This window comes from Caballeronia hypogeia (assembly GCF_001544875.2).
Taxonomy (GTDB): domain Bacteria; phylum Pseudomonadota; class Gammaproteobacteria; order Burkholderiales; family Burkholderiaceae; genus Caballeronia; species Caballeronia hypogeia.
In genome coordinates this window covers 15,013-31,920 of the sequence record NZ_FCOA02000046.1, presented here as the reverse complement: position 1 = coordinate 31,920, position 16,908 = coordinate 15,013, and the positions used below count along the sequence as shown (strand labels likewise).

General features: G+C 64.8%; 14 protein-coding genes. 5 read left to right on the top strand and 9 right to left on the bottom strand.

Annotation, left to right across the window (positions count from 1 at the left end; genetic code table 11):
* Positions 1-5: 5 nt before the first annotated feature.
* The 3 genes from AWB79_RS35445 to AWB79_RS35435 all read left to right on the top strand — a co-directional run bounded on the left by AWB79_RS35445 (position 6) and on the right by AWB79_RS35435 (position 2,518).
* Entirely contained in the window at positions 6-1,742 is a 1,737-nt protein-coding gene (locus tag AWB79_RS35445) for a ClcB-like voltage-gated chloride channel protein (protein WP_061172128.1), read from the top strand.
* A 228-nt stretch (positions 1,743-1,970) separates the two neighbouring features.
* Complete coding sequence (locus tag AWB79_RS35440) at positions 1,971-2,237, top strand: hypothetical protein (RefSeq protein WP_061172127.1); 267 nt, start codon at positions 1,971-1,973, stop codon at positions 2,235-2,237.
* A 38-nt stretch (positions 2,238-2,275) separates the two neighbouring features.
* On the top strand, positions 2,276-2,518 hold the full coding sequence (locus tag AWB79_RS35435; protein ID WP_061172126.1) for a DUF2795 domain-containing protein: 243 nt from the start codon (positions 2,276-2,278) through the stop codon (positions 2,516-2,518).
* Between the two features lie 440 nt (positions 2,519-2,958).
* Here the strand turns inward: AWB79_RS35435 and AWB79_RS35430 are convergent, their stop codons facing one another.
* Positions 2,959-5,346 (bottom strand): AsmA family protein, encoded by a 2,388-nt coding sequence (locus AWB79_RS35430; protein WP_061172125.1) that lies wholly within the window; start codon positions 5,344-5,346, stop codon positions 2,959-2,961.
* Between the two features lie 144 nt (positions 5,347-5,490).
* Between AWB79_RS35430 and AWB79_RS35425 the strand changes: the two genes are divergently transcribed.
* Together AWB79_RS35425 and AWB79_RS35420 are read left to right on the top strand one after the other, a co-directional pair.
* Complete coding sequence (locus tag AWB79_RS35425) at positions 5,491-6,189, top strand: ABC transporter ATP-binding protein (protein WP_061172124.1); 699 nt, start codon at positions 5,491-5,493, stop codon at positions 6,187-6,189.
* Positions 6,186-7,001 (top strand): ABC transporter permease, encoded by an 816-nt coding sequence (locus AWB79_RS35420; RefSeq protein ID WP_061172123.1) that lies wholly within the window; start codon positions 6,186-6,188, stop codon positions 6,999-7,001. Before AWB79_RS35425 ends, AWB79_RS35420 begins: the two co-directional genes overlap by 4 nt.
* Positions 7,002-7,014: 13 nt before the next feature.
* On the opposite strand, the gene AWB79_RS35415 is transcribed toward AWB79_RS35420, so the two are convergent.
* The 8 genes from AWB79_RS35415 to ligD form a co-directional block, all read right to left on the bottom strand.
* Positions 7,015-7,488: a VOC family protein gene (locus AWB79_RS35415; protein ID WP_061172122.1), complete on the bottom strand. Its 474-nt coding sequence runs from the start codon at positions 7,486-7,488 to the stop codon at positions 7,015-7,017.
* Positions 7,489-7,521: 33 nt separating this feature from the next.
* Positions 7,522-7,998, bottom strand: a complete 477-nt coding sequence (locus AWB79_RS35410; protein ID WP_061172121.1) for a VOC family protein — start codon at positions 7,996-7,998, stop codon at positions 7,522-7,524.
* A 131-nt stretch (positions 7,999-8,129) separates the two neighbouring features.
* Positions 8,130-10,067 (bottom strand): hybrid sensor histidine kinase/response regulator, encoded by a 1,938-nt coding sequence (locus AWB79_RS35405; protein WP_061172120.1) that lies wholly within the window; start codon positions 10,065-10,067, stop codon positions 8,130-8,132.
* Between the two features lie 74 nt (positions 10,068-10,141).
* On the bottom strand, positions 10,142-10,606 hold the full coding sequence (locus tag AWB79_RS35400; protein ID WP_061172119.1) for a response regulator: 465 nt from the start codon (positions 10,604-10,606) through the stop codon (positions 10,142-10,144).
* A complete protein-coding gene (locus tag AWB79_RS35395) occupies positions 10,599-13,010 on the bottom strand; it encodes an ATP-binding protein (protein ID WP_232471122.1) in 2,412 nt (803 codons plus the stop codon). The genes AWB79_RS35400 and AWB79_RS35395 overlap by 8 nt, the downstream gene beginning before the upstream one ends.
* Entirely contained in the window at positions 13,007-13,636 is a 630-nt protein-coding gene (locus AWB79_RS35390; protein ID WP_061172118.1) for a biliverdin-producing heme oxygenase, read from the bottom strand. Before AWB79_RS35390 ends, AWB79_RS35395 begins: the two co-directional genes overlap by 4 nt.
* A 229-nt stretch (positions 13,637-13,865) precedes the next feature.
* Complete coding sequence (locus tag AWB79_RS35385) at positions 13,866-14,168, bottom strand: hypothetical protein (protein ID WP_061172145.1); 303 nt, start codon at positions 14,166-14,168, stop codon at positions 13,866-13,868.
* A gap of 22 nt (positions 14,169-14,190) precedes the next feature.
* The gene (ligD, locus tag AWB79_RS35380; RefSeq protein WP_061172117.1) at positions 14,191-16,890 is read right to left on the bottom strand and encodes a DNA ligase D; all 2,700 of its coding nucleotides are present in this window, start codon (positions 16,888-16,890) and stop codon (positions 14,191-14,193) included.
* Positions 16,891-16,908 lie beyond the last annotated feature (18 nt).

Genomic DNA, 16,908 nt, shown 5'->3' with positions numbered 1-16,908 from the left:
AAAAAGTGCTCTCGTTCCTGCTCAAGCTGCGCACGCGCGCCCAACGGTTCTTTCGTTTGTCGGACTCGCATACGATGCTCGTCTGGGCGGTCGTCGTCGGCGTGGCGGGCGCCTTCGCCACCTCGGTCTTTCGCGAGGGCATCCTCTTACTGCAACACCTGCTGGGCAATCACTCGGAAGGACTCGTCGCGCTCGCGCGCGACCTGCCGTGGCCCGTGCGCGTCCTCCTGCCCGCCGTGGGCGGTCTGATCGCGGGCTGCTGCCTGCTGATCGCCCGCAAGCACGCCAGCAAGAACGCGAGCACCGATTACATGGAAGCCGTCACCATCGGTGATGGCGCCGTGCCGGTCTGGCAAAGCCTGTGGCGCAGTCTGTCTTCGCTGATCACGATTTCGAGCGGCGGCTCGATCGGCCGCGAAGGCTCGATGGTCCAGCTCGCCGCGCTCGCCTCGTCGCTGATCGGACGCTGGGTGCACTTCGATCCGCCGCGCCTGCGTCTGCTCGTCGCTTGCGGCGCGGCCGCCGGTATCACGTCCGCGTACAACGCGCCAATCGCCGGCGCGTTCTTTGTGACCGAGCTCGTGCTCGGCTCCATGGCGATGGAAAGCTTCGGGCCGATCGTCGTATCGTCGGTCGTCGCCAACATCACGATGCGCGAGTTCGCGGGTTATCGTCCGCCGTACGAAATGCCCGTGTTTCCGACCGTCACCGGTATCGAGGTGTTGCTCTTCGTCGTGCTCGGCCTCTTGTGCGGCGTGCTCGCGCCGCATTTCCTCAGGCTGTTGTCGGCCTCGAAGAAGCGCTTCTCGACCCTGCCCTTGCCGCTGCCGGTGCGGCTCGCGCTGGGCGGGCTCATCGTGGGCGTGATCTCGATCTGGTGGCCCGAAGTCTGGGGCAACGGCTACGAAGTCGTGAACTCGCTGCTGCACGAGCCGTGGACCTGGACCGCGCTGCTCACCGTGCTCGTGTTCAAGATCATCGCCACGGCGGCCACAGCCGGCTCCGGCGCGGTCGGCGGTATCTTCACGCCGACGCTGTTCGTCGGCGCGGTGCTCGGCTGCCTGTACGGCATCGGCGTGCATGCGATCTGGCCGGATTCCACGTCCGCGCCCTTCGCCTACGCGATGGTCGGCATGGGCGCGTTCCTCGCCGCAGCCACGCATGCGCCGCTCATGGCCATTCTGATGATCTTCGAGATGACGCTCTCATATCAGGTCATGCTGCCGCTGATGGTCTCGTGCGTGATCGCGTATTTCATCGCGCGCACGTCCGAGCAGACTTCGATGTACGAAGTCACCCTGCGCCGCAATCGTGAAGAGAAAGAGCGCCTGCGCCTCGCCGCCACGCAAATGCGCGAGCTGGTCAAGCCCGCCGACACCGTGGTGCCGCTCACCGCGAACGTGAAAGACATGACGCGCGTGTTCCTCGAATATCCGGTGAAGTATCTGTACGTGGTCGATGAAGCCGAGCATTTTCGCGGCGTGGTCGCGCTGAAGAACATCACCTCCGATCTGCTCGACGAAAAAGGCTGCGAATCCAAGACCGCCGCCGACTATCTCCAGCCGCAATTCGACGTGCTCACGCCCGACATGTCGCTCGGCGAGGCGCTGCAGCACTTCCTCGCGTTTCAGGGCGAACGCCTTCCCGTCATCGAAAAGAAGACGCAGCCGCTGCTGCTCGGAGTCGTGTACAAAACCTCGCTTCTGGACGCATACTTCCGTTTGAACCCGACGTCGCGCTGAAACTGCGCAGCCGTGCAATTTCGCGGCGCGCAATGTGGCGTGCGCGCGTAATTCGCGCGAGCCGGGGCGACTTCACAATTCACTCGAAGTATGTTCGCGCGACGTCCGCTCGTCGTGCCCGTGCGCGGATCGCCCGAACCGGTCGCGCGTGCGGCGGGTAGCCTGAAAAATCATCGGCATAGGCTTTGCTTGATGGTTCTCGCTGCCTGACAGAGGAGGGGTTTCCCGATGAAGACCTCAACGTTGTTGTCGATGGCCCTGGTTTCCGTATCGTGCTACGCGGCTCCGCTGCACACGAGTTCGACGGACATTTCGACCACCGGCGCCGCCGCGACGCGCGCCGCGCTGCGGGTGAACGCGCCACCGGTTTCGCCGCCCGCGCCGGAAGTCGCGGCGCAGGACCTCGATCATGCTCGCTGGCGCCACGTACCGCTGCCCAAGTCGCGTCAGCCGAGTCACGGCATGGCGAGCAACCCGATCCAGGTCCAGACGTGATGCGCCCTTCTCTCCACTGACCCGAACCGGACTTCGGAATGACCGACACGCACGCAAAACACGCCTTGAACGACGAGCCGATCGACGACGAGATCGCCCAGGTGCTACGTATCGTGAAGTATCCCGCCAACAAAGATGCGATCGTCGATACGGCGCGCGCTGCGGGCGTCAGCAACGACGTCATCACCGTTTTCGATGGTCTGCCCGAGCAGGATTACGTGGATGCGGATTCGGTCGAGCAACTGCTGGGCAGCGACGGCGCATCGGGTATCTCGATTTGACCAAATCGTGGTGCGGCCTTCGCGCGCAAACGCGCGCGATCGCTGCGCGACTTCGGTCAGCTCATACGAAACCTTTTTCATCAAAGACTTAACGACGATACCGGCGCCTTTTCAACACTGCTATCCACAGAAAATGTGGATAAGTCGGGCATCCGTTCGAGACGTTTCCCTTGTGAAAGGAAGTGGCGCGATACGCGCCGCACGGGGTTTTCCGCGCGAAATCAAGAATCTGGATGAGTCGCCAAGCGTTTTTCCACAGCCCTTTCCCCGTCTGCTGGGGATAAGTTATGCAGTTACCCGAGCTCGCTGACGCGTCTTGAAGCGCGCGTGGCTTTTCCTTCCAGATCAGGCATTTATCAGACTTTTCGGCAGCTTTTCAACAGGGTGGTCCACGTTTGCTGGGGACAACCTTCGACTGCCGTCCGCATGACTCCCCCGCCTCAGCTCCCCCGATACTGTGCCGCGCTCGCCGGCGACGGCGCCGCCGGCCTCTTCGCGCCCTTATCCTTGTCGGGCTTGTCGGGCTTGTCGGTCGCCGCCGCTCCCGACGACATATAAGCCGGCGCGGCCTTCGCCTTTTCCTTCTGCCCGGCCGGCGGCGCGGTCGGCGCGCGGCTCATGTCGGCGAGCATCTGCTGGCACGGCAGCGGCTTGTCGTTGCTCGGCGCGATCAGCGGAATCAGCGCGGCGAACGGATTGATGAAACCGAGACCGACCGCCGCCGCGCCACGCAGCGCCAGCACCGGACTCACGCCGATATGCGGATCCTTGAACGTGCCCTTCACATACAGCGGCGAGCGCAGCGAGAAGATCCGCAGCCCCTTCGTGTGCGGATGGATGCCCAGATCCATGTCCTCGGTCTTCAGGTTGATCGTGCCGTCGACGTTGATCACGGCGTCGTCGGTGTCGAGCGCGAACACGCGGGAGTCGAGCACGCCGTCGGTCACGACGAAATCGGCCGCCGCGCAGTTGATTTTCACATCGCGCTTGCCGAACAGCTTCTCGTACACCACGTTCGCCACGTTCAGCCCCGCCGCTTCCATGTAGAGGCGGCTCACCGTCCCCTCGGTGATCAACGCCTTCACTTCTCCGTTCGAGGTCGCCGCGAGCGCGGCCGGCGAATTGCCGACAGCGGATAGCGCCGCGTCGCCATTGATTTCGCCGAGCGCCGACTGCATCGTCTTCACGGTCGGGAACAGCTCCTTGAGCTTCAGATGCCGCGCCTGCGCCGACACGCGTCCCTTCAGCGGCGCGGCGCTGCCATCGAGATGAATGTTCGACGCGATCGATCCGCCCGCCACGCCGAACTTGAGCGGCTCGAATGAGAGCGCGCCATCGTTCATGACGACGTGCGTATAGAGATTCGTGATCGGCAGCGCCGGGTCCTTGACGATGCGCTCGCCGGTGAATTTCACGTCTGCATCGATAGCTTTCCAGCGATCGGTCTTGAACTCCTCGGTCGGCAGGGCCTTGGACGACGGCTGCTTCTCCTTGTCGCCGCGCTTGGCCTTGCTCGCGTTCGAATCGGCGCCGATGATCGGCGCGAGATCCTTGAACTGCAGCAGATGCGACACGAGCTCGCCCTGCAGCAGGGGACGCGGCTTCCTGCCCGCATAGACGAGCGAGCCGTTGATGTCGCTGCCGCCCACGCGCCCGGTGAAATTCTCGTAGTGGAACACGTTGCCGTCCTCGCGGAACTGGCCGGTGAGGCGCCCTTCTGTCGCGAACGGCGGCGTCTCCGGCAACGGCACGCCGGTGAACGGATACAGATGCGCCATGCTCACGGCCTGCACCCACAGGCGCAGATCGAGCGCCGCGAGATGCGCCGGATCGGTCACCGTGCCGACGAACGCGATATGCGTGTCGCCGAGCCGCACGTCGGCCTGCAAGGGGAACGGGCGCTTCGCGTCCTGCACGGCGAGCACGCCGCCCAGCTTGCCGTCGCCCGATACCTTGCCGCCGTTATAGGCGCCCTTCACGGTCCAGCCGAACGCGTAAGGCGGAATCGGCGGCTTCGGCCCTTCCTTGGTCGTGATGCTGGTATTGGCCGACGTGCTCGCCGGATTCGGCGTCGATGCATTCGCCGCCGCAGCCGCGGACGCGGCCGACGCCGCCGAAGCTTCAGACGCGGCCGCCACATCGGCCTGCTTGTTGAGCTTGGCCGCGCCGCTCTTGCCGACCATCTCCGCCGACGATTTCGCCGACGCCGCCTCCTGCTGCTTCATCACCTCGCCGATCGGCACCGGCTGACCGAGCGTGTCCACGACGACCTGCATTTCGGCCTTCGTCACTTCGTCCGCGATGCTGATGGTGCCTTTCGCGAGCGAGATGTCGCCGAGCTTCAGGTTCCATGTCGAAGGCTGGTTCGACTGCTTGAACTTGAACGTCCAGTTGTTGCGCTTGTCCCTGAGCCGTTCGATATCGATGGACGGATTCACGAGATTGATCGCCGGAATCACAATGTCATGCGTGAGCAGCGGCAGCACCGCCACCTGGAAGTCAATCTCGTCGAGCGTCGCGAAGAACTTCTGTTTCGCCCAGTCCGGATTCGCGATGGTGATCTTCTCCGCCGAAAAACGCGGCCACGGCACCCAGTGTTTCCATCCCGTTTCATTGGGCGGGCGCTGCCAGCCCACTTTCAGGTCGCCCGTGATCTCGAAGCGCCGGCCTATGGCTTCCGACACCTTGTCATCCACCCAGGGCCGCAGGCGATTCCAGTCGAAGGTCAGGAAGATGACTACGAGAATGGCAATCAGAACCGCCAGAACGGCAAAAAACCATGCGACGATCCTTCCGATTTTTTTACCGCTCGTTCCAGCCTGCGCCATGACGGCTCCATCCGTTTCTGCTGATTATGGGTGGGCCAGCACATCGTGTGCCCGCGTGAGCCGCGCCCGGCGCCGTTCATCTCTCCGCTAAACGGCGAATATCCGTAAGATGTGCGCTCGAATAACCAGTCTCCCCATCGACCCGTGACATCACCTTCGTCATCCGATGCCGGCGAACTCGTCGGCGCGCACGGCGTCGTGCGCCGCGACGCCGTGCGCGGCACGGTGCTGCTGCATCCGGCCGACTTCACGCTGCGCGAAGGCGAGCGCGCCGCGATCACCGGGCCGTCCGGTTCGGGCAAGAGCGTCTTCCTGCGCACGCTCGCGCTGCTCGACGCGTGCAACGACGGCTACGTGAGCTGGCGCGGCGAGCGCATCGCGCGCTCGCACATTCCGGCGTACCGGCGGCGCGTCGCGTATATCGCGCAGCGGCCCGCAATGCTCGATGGCACTGTCGAGGACAATCTGCGCTATCCGTTTGCGCTGAAAACCTATCGCGATACGCATTTCAATCGCGACACGGCCATGCGCCTGGCTGCGGCAGCCGGGCGCGGCGCCGACTTCCTCGACAAGTTCGCCGCCGATCTCTCCGGCGGCGAAGCGCAGATCGCGGCGCTCGTGCGCGTGCTGCAGCTCGCGCCCGACGTGCTGCTGCTCGACGAGCCCACGGCATCGCTCGACCCTGCTTCCGCGCGCGCGATCGAAGCGCTCGTGCGCGCATGGTTCGACGCCGATGGCGCGCGCGCGTGCATCTGGGTCTCGCACAATCCGGAGCAGGCGCATCGCGTCGCCACGCGCCACCTGACGATGAACGCGGGCGTGCTCGGCGGAGAAACGCGATGAACGGCTATCAGAATCTCGGTCTCTTCGATATCGCGCTCGCGGCGGCGCTCATCGTCGTCAATGGCGCGCTGTCGGTCGCGCTCAAGCTCGGACTCGAACGCAAGCTGCTCGTTGCGGCGATCCGCACCGTCGTGCAACTGCTGCTGATCGGCTATGTGCTCGGCTGGGTGTTCGCGTTCAACCGCTGGTATGTCGTGCTGCCGCTGATGGCGCTGATGACCGTGATCGCCGGCCTCGCCGCCTCCGATCGCGGACGGCGCACCTACGCCGGGCAGCGCGCGGACAGCATCCTGTCGATCTGGGGCAGTTCGTGGCTGATCGGCGCATTCGGGCTGTTCGTCGTGATCCGAATTCATCCGTGGTACCAGCCGCAATACGCCATTCCGATTCTCGGCATGATCCTCGGCAATACGCTCACGGGCGTGTCGCTCGGCATCGAGCGAATGACGGAGGAACTGACCGCGGGACGCGCGGTGGTGGAGATGTCGCTCGCGCTAGGCGCCTCGCGCTGGGAAGCGGCGCAAGGTCCCGCGCGCCAGGCCGTGCGCGCGGGCATGATCCCCACCTTGAATGCGATGGCCGTGGTCGGCCTCGTCAGCCTGCCCGGCATGATGACCGGGCAGGTGCTCGCCGGGCAGTCGCCGTTGCAGGCGGTGCGCTATCAGATCGTGATCATGTTTCTGATCGCGGCGGCCTCGGGGCTGGGCGTGGTCGCCGCCGTCGTGATGACGTACCGGCGGCTGTTTTCGCCCGATCACCGGTTCATGGCGTCGAAGCTCATGGAACGCAAGACGAAGAAACGCGCCGTCTGAACCACGGATTGCTTCACGCGCCGTCGTAGACCTTCTGCAACGTGGGCAGGTCGAGCTTGATCATGCCCATCATCGCTTTCATGGTGCGATCGGCCTTCACCGGGTCCGGGTCCTGCAGCATGGTGAGCAGTCGACGCGGCGCGATCTGCCATGTCACGCCATAGCGGTCGGTGAGCCAGCCGCATGCCATCGCTTCGCCGCCGTCGAGCAGCTTGTCCCAGTAATGGTCGATCTCGGCTTGCGTGTCGCATTTGATGAACATGGAAATGGCCGGCGTGAACTTGAATTCCGGGCCGCCGTTCAGCGCCATGAAATCCTCGCCTTCGAGTTCGAACAGAACCGCGAGCGTGCTGCCCGCCGGTCCGGGGCTGGATTCGGTATGGCGCATGATCTCCGTGATTCGCGCGCTCTTGAAAACGCTGACATAAAAATTCGCGGCTTCCTCGGCGTTGCCGTCGAACCATAGGCAAGGCGAAATCTTCTGCATCGCTGGCTCCATTTTCGTGAAGGCGGGGAAAGGTCAGGCGCCCGGCTGGCACATCGCGGCCATCGCCTTTTCCACGTCTTCCGGCCGGCACTCGTGCTTGTGCGTGGCGACCGACCATTGATGGCCGAACGGATCTTCGAGCCGGCCATAGCGGTCGCCCCAGAACATGTCGGCGACGGGCATCGTCACTTTCGCGCCCGCGGCTTCGGCCTGGCGCACGACGGCGTCGACGTCTTCCACGTACAGATGGATGGTGACGGGCGAACCCTTCAGCGCCTTCGGACCGTTCATGCCGTAAGCAGGGTCTTCGTCGACGAGCATCAGCGCGGAATCGCCGATCTTGACCTGCGCGTGCATGATCTTGCCGTTCGGGCCCGCGAGACGGCCCAGCTCGACGGCGCCGAACGCGCGCTTGTAGAACTCGATTGCTTCGGCCGCGCCCGCGCAGACGAGATGCGGGGTCAGCGAATGCATGCCTTCGGGGATCGGCTTGACGTCGGAATGGGACATATCGGCTCCGTGTAATGAGTGAGACGCGCCGGGTTGGCGCGGCTCTCTACCGTACAACGAACCGACGCTCCGTCAATCGACACGACCCCGCGCGCGGCTGTCAAATTTTTTTGCAGCGGCGCGCGAATCGCTTATCTCGAAGGCTGTTCCGCGAGAGATTGAATCAGCGCTTCGAGCCGCGAGAAATTGACCGGCTTGGTCAGATGATCGAGAAATCCCGCTTCGCGGCAGCGGCGAATGTCCTCGTCCATGCCGTAACCCGTGATTGCGACCGACGGCTTGCCGGCCTGCAAGGCCTGCCACGCGCGCGCAATGTCGAGACCGCTGCCGTCCGGCAGGCCGATATCGCTGACGAGCAGATCGAACGGCCCGCTCCTCGCGCGCTCCAGCGCATCGGCGACAGTCACCGCGACCGTCACTTCATGGCCGAGCATTTCGAGCACTTCCGCCATCGCCGATGAAGTCTGCTCGTTGTCCTCCACGAGCAGCACCTTGAGCGCGCGCCCCTGCTCCTGGATCGCCGCCTCGACGCGCGGCGCGTCCTCGCGCTCCGGCTGCGCCTTCGCGAGCGGCAGCGTGAGCGTGAAGCGCGCACCCGTGTCGCGACCTTCGCTGTAAGCCGAGAGCGTGCCACCGTGCTTCTGCGCGAGCGTGCTGGCGATCGCGAGGCCGAGCCCCAGGCCGCCGAAGGAGCGCGTGATCGAATCGTCGGCCTGTTCGAACGCCGAGAAGATGCGCGGCAACGCCTCCGCGCTGATGCCGATGCCGCTGTCCGTCACCGAAACGGCGATCGTCGCCGGGTCCGGATTCCAGGTCCGCACGTCGATGCGGCCGCCCGCGGGCGTGAACTTCACCGCGTTCTTCATCAGGTTCCAGACAATCTGCTGCAGCCGCGCGGCGTCGCCCAGCACGACGAACTGGCCCGCATCGAAATGCGTCTCCAGCGTGAGGGTCTTGCCGCGCAGATCGGCCTCGGACATGTCGAGCGCGCTGATGAGCAGCGTGTCGAGCGCGACGCTCGCGAAATTCAACGACAGCTTGCCGCGCGCGATGCTCGTGAGGTCCAGCAGGTCATCGATGAGACGCGCTTCGAGCTCCACGTTGCGGCGAATCAGATCGAGCGTCGGATGCGCCTCGCGCGGCAGCGGATGCTTCATCTCGAGCAGCCGCACGGCCGCGAGAATCGGCGTGAGCGGCGTGCGCAGCTCGTGCGACAGCACCGCCAGAAAATGGTCCTTCGCGCGGTTCGCCGATTCGGCCTGATCCTTGGCGAGACGCAGCGCGTCGGCGGCCATGTGGGCGTCGGTGGCGTCGCGCACGATCTTCGAAAAACCGATCAGCTCGTCATGCTCGCTGCGAATCGCGGTCGTCACGCCCGAGGCGAAGAACGAATGACCGTCCTTGCGCCACAGCCAGCGGTCGTCGCTCGCGCTGCCTTCGCGGCGCGCGGTATCGAGCTCGGCGTCGAACACGCCGGTTTCACGGTCTTCCTGGTTATAGAAGATGCTCGCGGACTGCCCGAGCACGTCCTGCGCGGGAAAGCCCAGAATGCGCTCGGACGCGGCGTTCCAGGTGCGGATGCGCCCTTCCGGGTCGAGCGTGATGACCGCGTAATCCTTGAGCGCGTCGATCAGCAGGCGAAAGTGCGTTTCGGTCTCGCGCAGCGCGCGCTCCACCGCGATGCGCTGCGCGCGCTCGGCGCTTTCCCGCAGCGCGCGGCGCACGACCGCGGGCAGGCGTTGCAGGCGCTGCTTGAGCACGTAATCGGTCGCGCCGCGCTTGAGCATGTCGACGGCGTGTTCCTCGCCGAGCAGCCCCGAGACAAAGATGAACGGCGTGTCCGGCGCGCGCTCGCTGGCGATGGTCAGCGCCTCGATGCCCGAGAAAGTGGGCATGACGAAGTCGGCGAGGATCACGTCGAAGCGCTTCTTGCCGATCTCCGCGATGAAGCTCGCGGAGTCGTAGACGATCGATGCGTCGACCGCGTAATCCGCGCGCTCCAGCTGGGCGATCGTCAGCTCCGCATCGAGTGCGTTGTCTTCGACCAGAAGCAGATGCAGGGGCTGCATGATCTAGGCGTCCTCTTTGAAGGACGCTTGCGGGCGCGAAGGCTGGGACGAAGACGCGGACATGGGCACGAGCGTCATTGCGCGGGCGGCGGTCGGCGAAAGCGCGTGGAGCCCGGCGGCGGCTCGTTGAGCACGGCCCAGAACACGCCGAGATCGCCGATCGCGTCGACGAATTCGGCGAACTCCACCGGCTTCACCACATAGGCGTTCACGCCGAGCTCATAGCTGCGAATAAGATCCTGCTCTTCGCGCGATGACGTCAGCATGACGACGGGAACGCTCTTCAATGTCGCGTTGGAGCGGATCATGTCGAGAACTTCGAGGCCGTCGATCTTCGGCAGCTTCAGATCGAGCAGGATCACGGCGGGATTGCCCGGCGCGCGCTCCTTCCACTCGCCTTCGCCGGTAAGATAGTCGATCGCCTCCTGACCATCGCGCGCGACGATCACCTCGTTCGCGAGCTGGCTCTTGTCGAGCGCGACCAGCGTGAGCTCGAGGTCGTTCGGATTGTCTTCGACGAGCAATATCGGTTTAAGCATGGTTTCTTCTTGAATTTGTCCCGGATGCGCCTGGCTGGCGCGCGCCCCGTGCCCCTTTGCCGCCCTGCGCTCCGCCGGCGTTGCGATATACGACCGGCAGCGAGAAGTAGAATACCGCGCCCTTTCCCAGCCGCCCTTCGGCCCACGTGCGCCCTTCGTGCCGCTCGACGATGCGCCGCACGTTGGCGAGCCCGATGCCCGTGCCCTCGAACTCTTCGGCGCGATGCAGCCGCTGGAACACGCCGAAGAGCTTGGCGGCGTATTTCATGTCGAAGCCGACGCCGTTGTCGCGCACGCCCATCACGTATTCGTCGCCGTTGCGGGTCGCGAATATTTCGATTTTCGCCGATTCCCGCGTCCGCGTATATTTCACCGCGTTCGAAATCAGGTTGCGCAGCGCAAGCTGAAGGAAAGCGGCGTCGCCGGTGACGCGCGGAAGATCGCCGATCACCCATTCGATGCGCCGGCCCGATCCTTCCACCTCGAACTCCTGCACCACTCCGCGCACGAGCTGGCCGAGATCGACCGGCGCGGGTCTGAGCGCCGCGCGGCCCATCTGCGAGAAGGTCAGCAGATCGTCGACGAGCGTGCCCGCGAAGCGCGCCGAATCGAGCATGTTGTTCAGAAAGCGCCGGCTCTTGTCCGACATGCGCTCGCCTTCCTGCTCGCGCAGCAGGTCGCCATATCCCGCAATGTGACGCAGCGGCGCGCGCAGATCGTGCGACACCGAATAAGAGAACGCTTCCAGTTCCTTGTTCGCGCGCGCGAGTTCGGTTGCGAGTTCTGCGCGTTCCTCCGCGCGGCGCAGCACGATGTTGAGCAGCGCGCCGCGCAATTCGCTGGCGATTTCGATTTCGCCCTGCCGCCACATCGCGGAATGTCCCCGCACGGTTTCGAGCCATGGCGAAAAGCTGGTGCGCGGCGCGCTCGCGCCGTCGGCGTTCTCGATCTTCACCGGCTCGCCCGCCCACTTGATGGTCTGCATCACTTCGGGCCTGAACCATAGCAGATAGTTGCGAAAGATCTGCGAAACCGGCACCGCGAGCACCCCGCACGCGCGGTCCTCGTGCGCCTTCGCCGGTGGCCATTCGCGGGCGAGCGAATCCGTCGCCCAGATGCCCGAGGTGTGTTCGGTGAGCCAGTGCGTGAGCGCACCCACGGTATCTTCGTCGGGCGTCGCGCCGAGCAGCGTCACCTGATCGTCGAAGACGATGGCGGCGCCCGCCGAGCGCGCGAAGCTCAGCACATCCTGCGGCACCGCCTGCAGGCCCGCGACGAAGTTCTCGTGCTCGCCCATCGCCGAAATCAGCCGGCCCATCGTGCGGCGCAGCGCGGCGAGATATTCGCCCTCGGCGCGCTCTTCCTTCGCCTCGATCTGCAAGGACAGCATGTGCCCGAGATGCTCGACGGCCACCCGCGTGTTGAACGGCACGATGCGCGCGTCGTGGTCGTGGCACGAGATGAGGCCCCACAACTGGCCGCGCACGACGATCGACACCGACATCGACGCGTGCGTGCCCATGTTGCGCATGTACTCCAGATGTACGGGCGAAAAGCTGCGCAGCGTCGCGTACGTGAGATCGGTCGGTCGGCCGGTGATGGGGTTCACATCCGGCACGAGCCGCGCGGGCTTGTAGTTGACGTCGGCGACCAGACGGATGCGGTTCTTCAGATACAGCGCCCGCGCCTGGCGCGGAATGTCCGACGCCGGAAAGAACTGATGCAGGAACGACGGGTAGCTGCCGTCGCGGTCTTCGGCGAGCACGTGACTGCGGCCTTCGTCGTCGAAGCTGTAGAGCATCACGCGGCCGAAGCCGGTGATCGCGCGTACCTCGCGCACCGCGAGCTCCGCGAGCTGCTGCACGCTCGCCGCGTCCTGCAAGCCGCGCGCGAAGGTGCGCACGAGCGGATACATCGACGCGAACCCATCGCCCGTCGCCGCGGCGGCTTCCATTTCGACGATCAGCGTGCCGTCGTGCCGATGCAGCGTCACGTCGAAGCGCATCGATCGTTCGGAGGACGACGGCGTGACGTCGACCGGACCGATGTAGAGCGGCGCGTCATCGAGCGCGGCCGTCGCCGCCGCCTGCGCGACACGTCGCGCGCCCGCCGCGCCGAACACGGCGTCGAGCGTCTCGCCGAGCAACGTTTCGACCGGCGCGCCCGTGAGTGTCGGCACGTTGTCGCTCGCCTGGACGATGCGCAGATCGCCGGCGAGCGCGAGCAGAAAACCGTGCGGCTGGATGCCGCCGGGAATATGGATCGGCTCGGCGTCGCAGTCCTTGCTGGCGACCCCTGAGCTGAGCGTGCGCCGCCGCGCTTCGGCGTCGGGCGGTCCGTAAGACGTGTCGCGTCGCGCCGCGCTCATGGGCGTGCTCATGGGCGTGCTCTCGGAATCGCTCATGTAGCGACTCCGTGCGACGGCAGCAAAGGCTCGATATCGGCTGATTCGGGACACAGCCACGAGTGAAGGCTCTCGAAGGTCGCGATGGCGGCCCTCACCGCATCGTCGTGCTGGAACTCCGGCACGGAAGCCGCCGCGATCTCGCGAAACGCGTTCCACATGCTGCCCGTGCGCGGACCGTAGCCGTCGAAATAGGCGTTGCCCAGGCCCGGCGGCAGATCGAGACACGCAGCCACATGCGGGGCGATGAAGCGTCCGCCGAGCGTGCTGCCTTCCATCACGTACATGGAGCCGAACACGTCGCCGATGTTGTGCAGGCGCGGCAGGTCGTAGCGCGCGTCCGCCTGCGGCACGGAAGCCACCGGCCGGCGCTCGCCCGTGAGCGCGGCGAGATCGGCGGCGAGCAGAGGCGCCTTGCGGCGCGCATCGAAGAAATCCGCGAGCGCGGCGGGCATGCAGCGCGCCGCTTCGTCCTCCCACGGCGCGACGAAGCCATAGAACCGTTCGAGCAGCGCGATGTACTCATCGCGCTGCAGATTGTCCCGCATCAGGTCGAGGGCATTCTCGAGCCGCGTGTGGCACGCGGCGGTTTCGTTCTTGAGACGGGACAGAAGGTCGGATGGCATGTTGCGTCGTGTGGATGTCGGGCCGCGAAGCGGGCGATCGATGCGGATATTCGGAAGGGCTTACCGGTTCACGCGCGCCGCGCGCCGCGCGCATCGGTACAAATAGCGCGACAAACGTTGCATGGCGGACCTGCCCGTGATCAACGATCCATTCTACGCAAGCGGCCTGCGCGCTGCCACGCGCCGCCGGCTTCGCATCGATGCCGCAACGCCGTTTTCACCGTTCGGTTCAGGGCTTGCGCCCTCCTTTCGCCCCCGTGTTCGCGTTCACGTGGTCGTCGCGCTGCGTCCCGCGTTGATAGTCGTCACCGCCCCTGCGATCGGTATCGACGAGACCGCGCTCGACGTCCTCATGCGCCTGCTTGCCGACATCGCGCGCCTCATGCTCATGCTGCGATTCGACGTTCTGATCCGCCTCGTGCGGCAAGGGTGCATTGGCGGCATCGTCGTGCTTTTGCGTGCCGTGGTCCTTGCTCGACATCTCGCGTCCGCGTTCGGGTGCGCTCGCGGGCGCAGTGTTCGCTTGCTTCATCATCGTCTCCCTGTATGCATCGTCACTTGCTGGCGCCATTCATACCCAGACGCTTTTTCATGGCCGCCGTGAGACGCTTGCGCGCCTTGTCGTAGCCTGCCCACGGATCGGTCTTCAGCGCGTCGAGCCGCTCGCGCACGTTGCCGATGTTCCATTGATCGCCGCTCTGCACGTCATCGAGTTCGTCCCAAGACAGGGTCACCGATGCGCCGAGTCCCGGCCGCGCGCGCAACGAAAATGCCGCGACCGTGCTCGAGCCACGGTTGTTGCGCAGATAGTCGATGAAGATCTTGCCCTTGCGATTCTGCATGCCCATCTTCGAGGAGAAGAGCTTGGGCAGCGTGCTCGCCATGTGCTGCGCGACGGCTTGCGAGAAGTCCTTCATCTCGTCCCAGCCTGCCTGCTTCACCAGCGGCACGATCACATGGAAGCCTTTTCCGCCACTCGTCTTGCAGAACGAAACAAGGCCGAGTTCGTCGAGCAGCTCGCGCGTTAGCTTCGCCGCCTCGACCATGCGTTCCCAGCCGACGCCTTCGCCGGGGTCGAGATCGAACACCATGCGATCCGGCTTTTCGATGTTCGATGCAAGCGCGTTCCACGTGTGCAGCTCGATCGTGCCCATCTGCGCGGTGCCGACGAGCGCTTGCGCCGACTCGATCGTGAGCAGCGGCGGATGTCCCGGATCGATATCGGGATGTTGCGTGATGTGCGGGATCGCGAGCTTCGCGCTGTGCTTCTGGAAGAACAGCTCGCCGCCGATGTCTTCCGGCGCGCGCACGAGCGACACGGGACGGTCCTGCAAATGCGGCAACATCCATTCGGCGACCGACGCGTAGTATTCGACGACATCGATCTTGCGCAGTCCCGTGGATTTGTCGATCACGCGCTCCGGATGGCTGATCTTCACGCCTTCGATTTCGGTTGAAACAGCTTTGGATTTCGCGTTGGTGGCTTTCCTTGCGGCGGTTTTGGCAGCAACCTTCTTCGCCGACACCGGCTCTTCCCTGACGATCTGCCGCGCGGGTTTGTCGTCACGCAGACTGACGAACGATGCTTGTCGCACGATGCGCTCCTTGGTCCATTCCGCGAAATTGCACTCGGCCACGAGTTCGGGCTTCACCCAATGCACGGGCGTACGGCTGCGTTCCTGCGGCTCGCTCGCGAAGGGCATGGTCTTCGTTTCGCGGCGGTCGAGTTCCTTTTTCACCACTAGGAGCATCGCCTGATCGAAACCTGTGCCCACGCGCCCCGCATATTGCAGCTTGCCGTGGCTGTCATACACGCCGAGCAGCAGCGCGCCGAACTGTCCGCGGCTGCCCGAGGGTTCGGAGTAGCCGCCGATCACGAACTCCTGCCTGCGACGGCACTTGAGCTTGATCCACGAGTTGCTGCGCCCCGACACGTACGTGCTGTCGATACGCTTGCCGATGATCCCTTCGAGCGCCATGTCGCAGGCGCTCTTGAGCAGCTCGTCGGCGTGAAAGGCGAAGTCCTGCGAATAGCGCAGCACGGGATCGTCGATTGGCTCGATCAGCGCCTTCAAAATCGCGCGGCGCTGCACGAGCGGCACGTGGCGCAGGTCATAGCCGTTCAGATAGGGCACGTCGAAAAAATAAACGACGATGTCTTGCGCACGGCCCACGTCGAAAGCATTTTGCAGCGCCTGAAAATCCGGCAGCCCGCGTTCATCGAGCACGACCGCTTCGCCGTCCAGCCACGCGTCTTCTATGTCGAGCTTGTCGAGTGCCTTCACCTGTTTCTCGAATTTTGCGGTCCAGTCGTTGCCGTTGCGCGTCCAGATCGAGATCCGGTGCTTGGCGCCGACCGTCTCGATGCGTGCGAGCACGCGATAGCCATCGAATTTTATTTCGTATGCCCAATCGTCTCCTGGCGGCGCGACGTCGACGAGCGTCGCGAGTTGCGGCTTGAAGGTCGCGGGCAGCTTCGCCTTCGTCGCGCCTTCGATCGCCGGATCGTGCGACAGCGCGCGCAACGATTCGGCGCTGCGATTCGCGACGATATCCGGATGCGCGTGGCCGTCCGCCTGCTTCGCCGCCGTCTTGCGCGACGTGGCTTTCTTCGGCGTCGTCTTGCGCTCGCCGCGTTCGCGCACCGTGCCGTCCTTGGCCCGCGCGCCGAGCGAATCCGACATCACGCTGCCCGGCTTTTTCAGCAGGACGTCGTATTCGGCTTCGGGACGCGCTTCGTCGTCGCGCTCCTTGATGAGCAGCCACTGCTCCTTGTCGCCGCTGCCGCGCATGTGACTCTTCACGAGCGTCCAGCCGCCGTGCAGCTTTTCGCCATCGAGCGTGAACTTGAGCTTGCCCTTTTCGTACTCGCGCTGCGCCTCCTCCACGGTTCCCGACTGCGGCGCCCACGTCCCGCGATCCCACACGATGACGCTGCCCGCGCCGTAGTTGCCCTCGGGAATCTCGCCTTCGAACGAACCATAGTCGAGCGGATGATCCTCGACATGCACGGCGAGCCGCTTCACCGACGGATCGAGGCTCGGCCCCTTCGGCACCGCCCAGGACTTGAGCGCGCCGTCGAGTTCGAGACGGAAGTCGTAATGCAGGCGACGCGCGTCATGCTCCTGAATCACGAAGGACAACGCGTGCTGCGCGTTTTTTTTCGCGCGCGCTGCGCGCTTCGGCGCACCGGAAGGTTCCGGCGTTTTGTCGAAGCGCCGCATCTTTTGATAGGTTTCGAGTTTCCGAGCCATCGTGGTGTGCTTCCAGGG

Coding starts and splice junctions, on each gene's coding strand:
- AWB79_RS35440 (WP_061172127.1), top strand. CDS start 1,971: ATGAAGACCTCAACGTTGTTGTCGATGGCCCTGGTTTCCGTATCGTGC.
- AWB79_RS35435 (WP_061172126.1), top strand. CDS start 2,276: ATGACCGACACGCACGCAAAACACGCCTTGAACGACGAGCCGATCGAC.
- AWB79_RS35430 (WP_061172125.1), bottom strand. CDS start 5,346: ATGGCGCAGGCTGGAACGAGCGGTAAAAAAATCGGAAGGATCGTCGCA.
- AWB79_RS35420 (WP_061172123.1), top strand. CDS start 6,186: ATGAACGGCTATCAGAATCTCGGTCTCTTCGATATCGCGCTCGCGGCG.
- AWB79_RS35415 (WP_061172122.1), bottom strand. CDS start 7,488: ATGCAGAAGATTTCGCCTTGCCTATGGTTCGACGGCAACGCCGAGGAA.
- AWB79_RS35410 (WP_061172121.1), bottom strand. CDS start 7,998: ATGTCCCATTCCGACGTCAAGCCGATCCCCGAAGGCATGCATTCGCTG.
- AWB79_RS35405 (WP_061172120.1), bottom strand. CDS start 10,067: ATGCAGCCCCTGCATCTGCTTCTGGTCGAAGACAACGCACTCGATGCG.
- AWB79_RS35400 (WP_061172119.1), bottom strand. CDS start 10,606: ATGCTTAAACCGATATTGCTCGTCGAAGACAATCCGAACGACCTCGAG.
- AWB79_RS35395 (WP_232471122.1), bottom strand. CDS start 13,010: ATGAGCGATTCCGAGAGCACGCCCATGAGCACGCCCATGAGCGCGGCG.
- AWB79_RS35390 (WP_061172118.1), bottom strand. CDS start 13,636: ATGCCATCCGACCTTCTGTCCCGTCTCAAGAACGAAACCGCCGCGTGC.
- AWB79_RS35385 (WP_061172145.1), bottom strand. CDS start 14,168: ATGAAGCAAGCGAACACTGCGCCCGCGAGCGCACCCGAACGCGGACGC.
- ligD (WP_061172117.1), bottom strand. CDS start 16,890: ATGGCTCGGAAACTCGAAACCTATCAAAAGATGCGGCGCTTCGACAAA.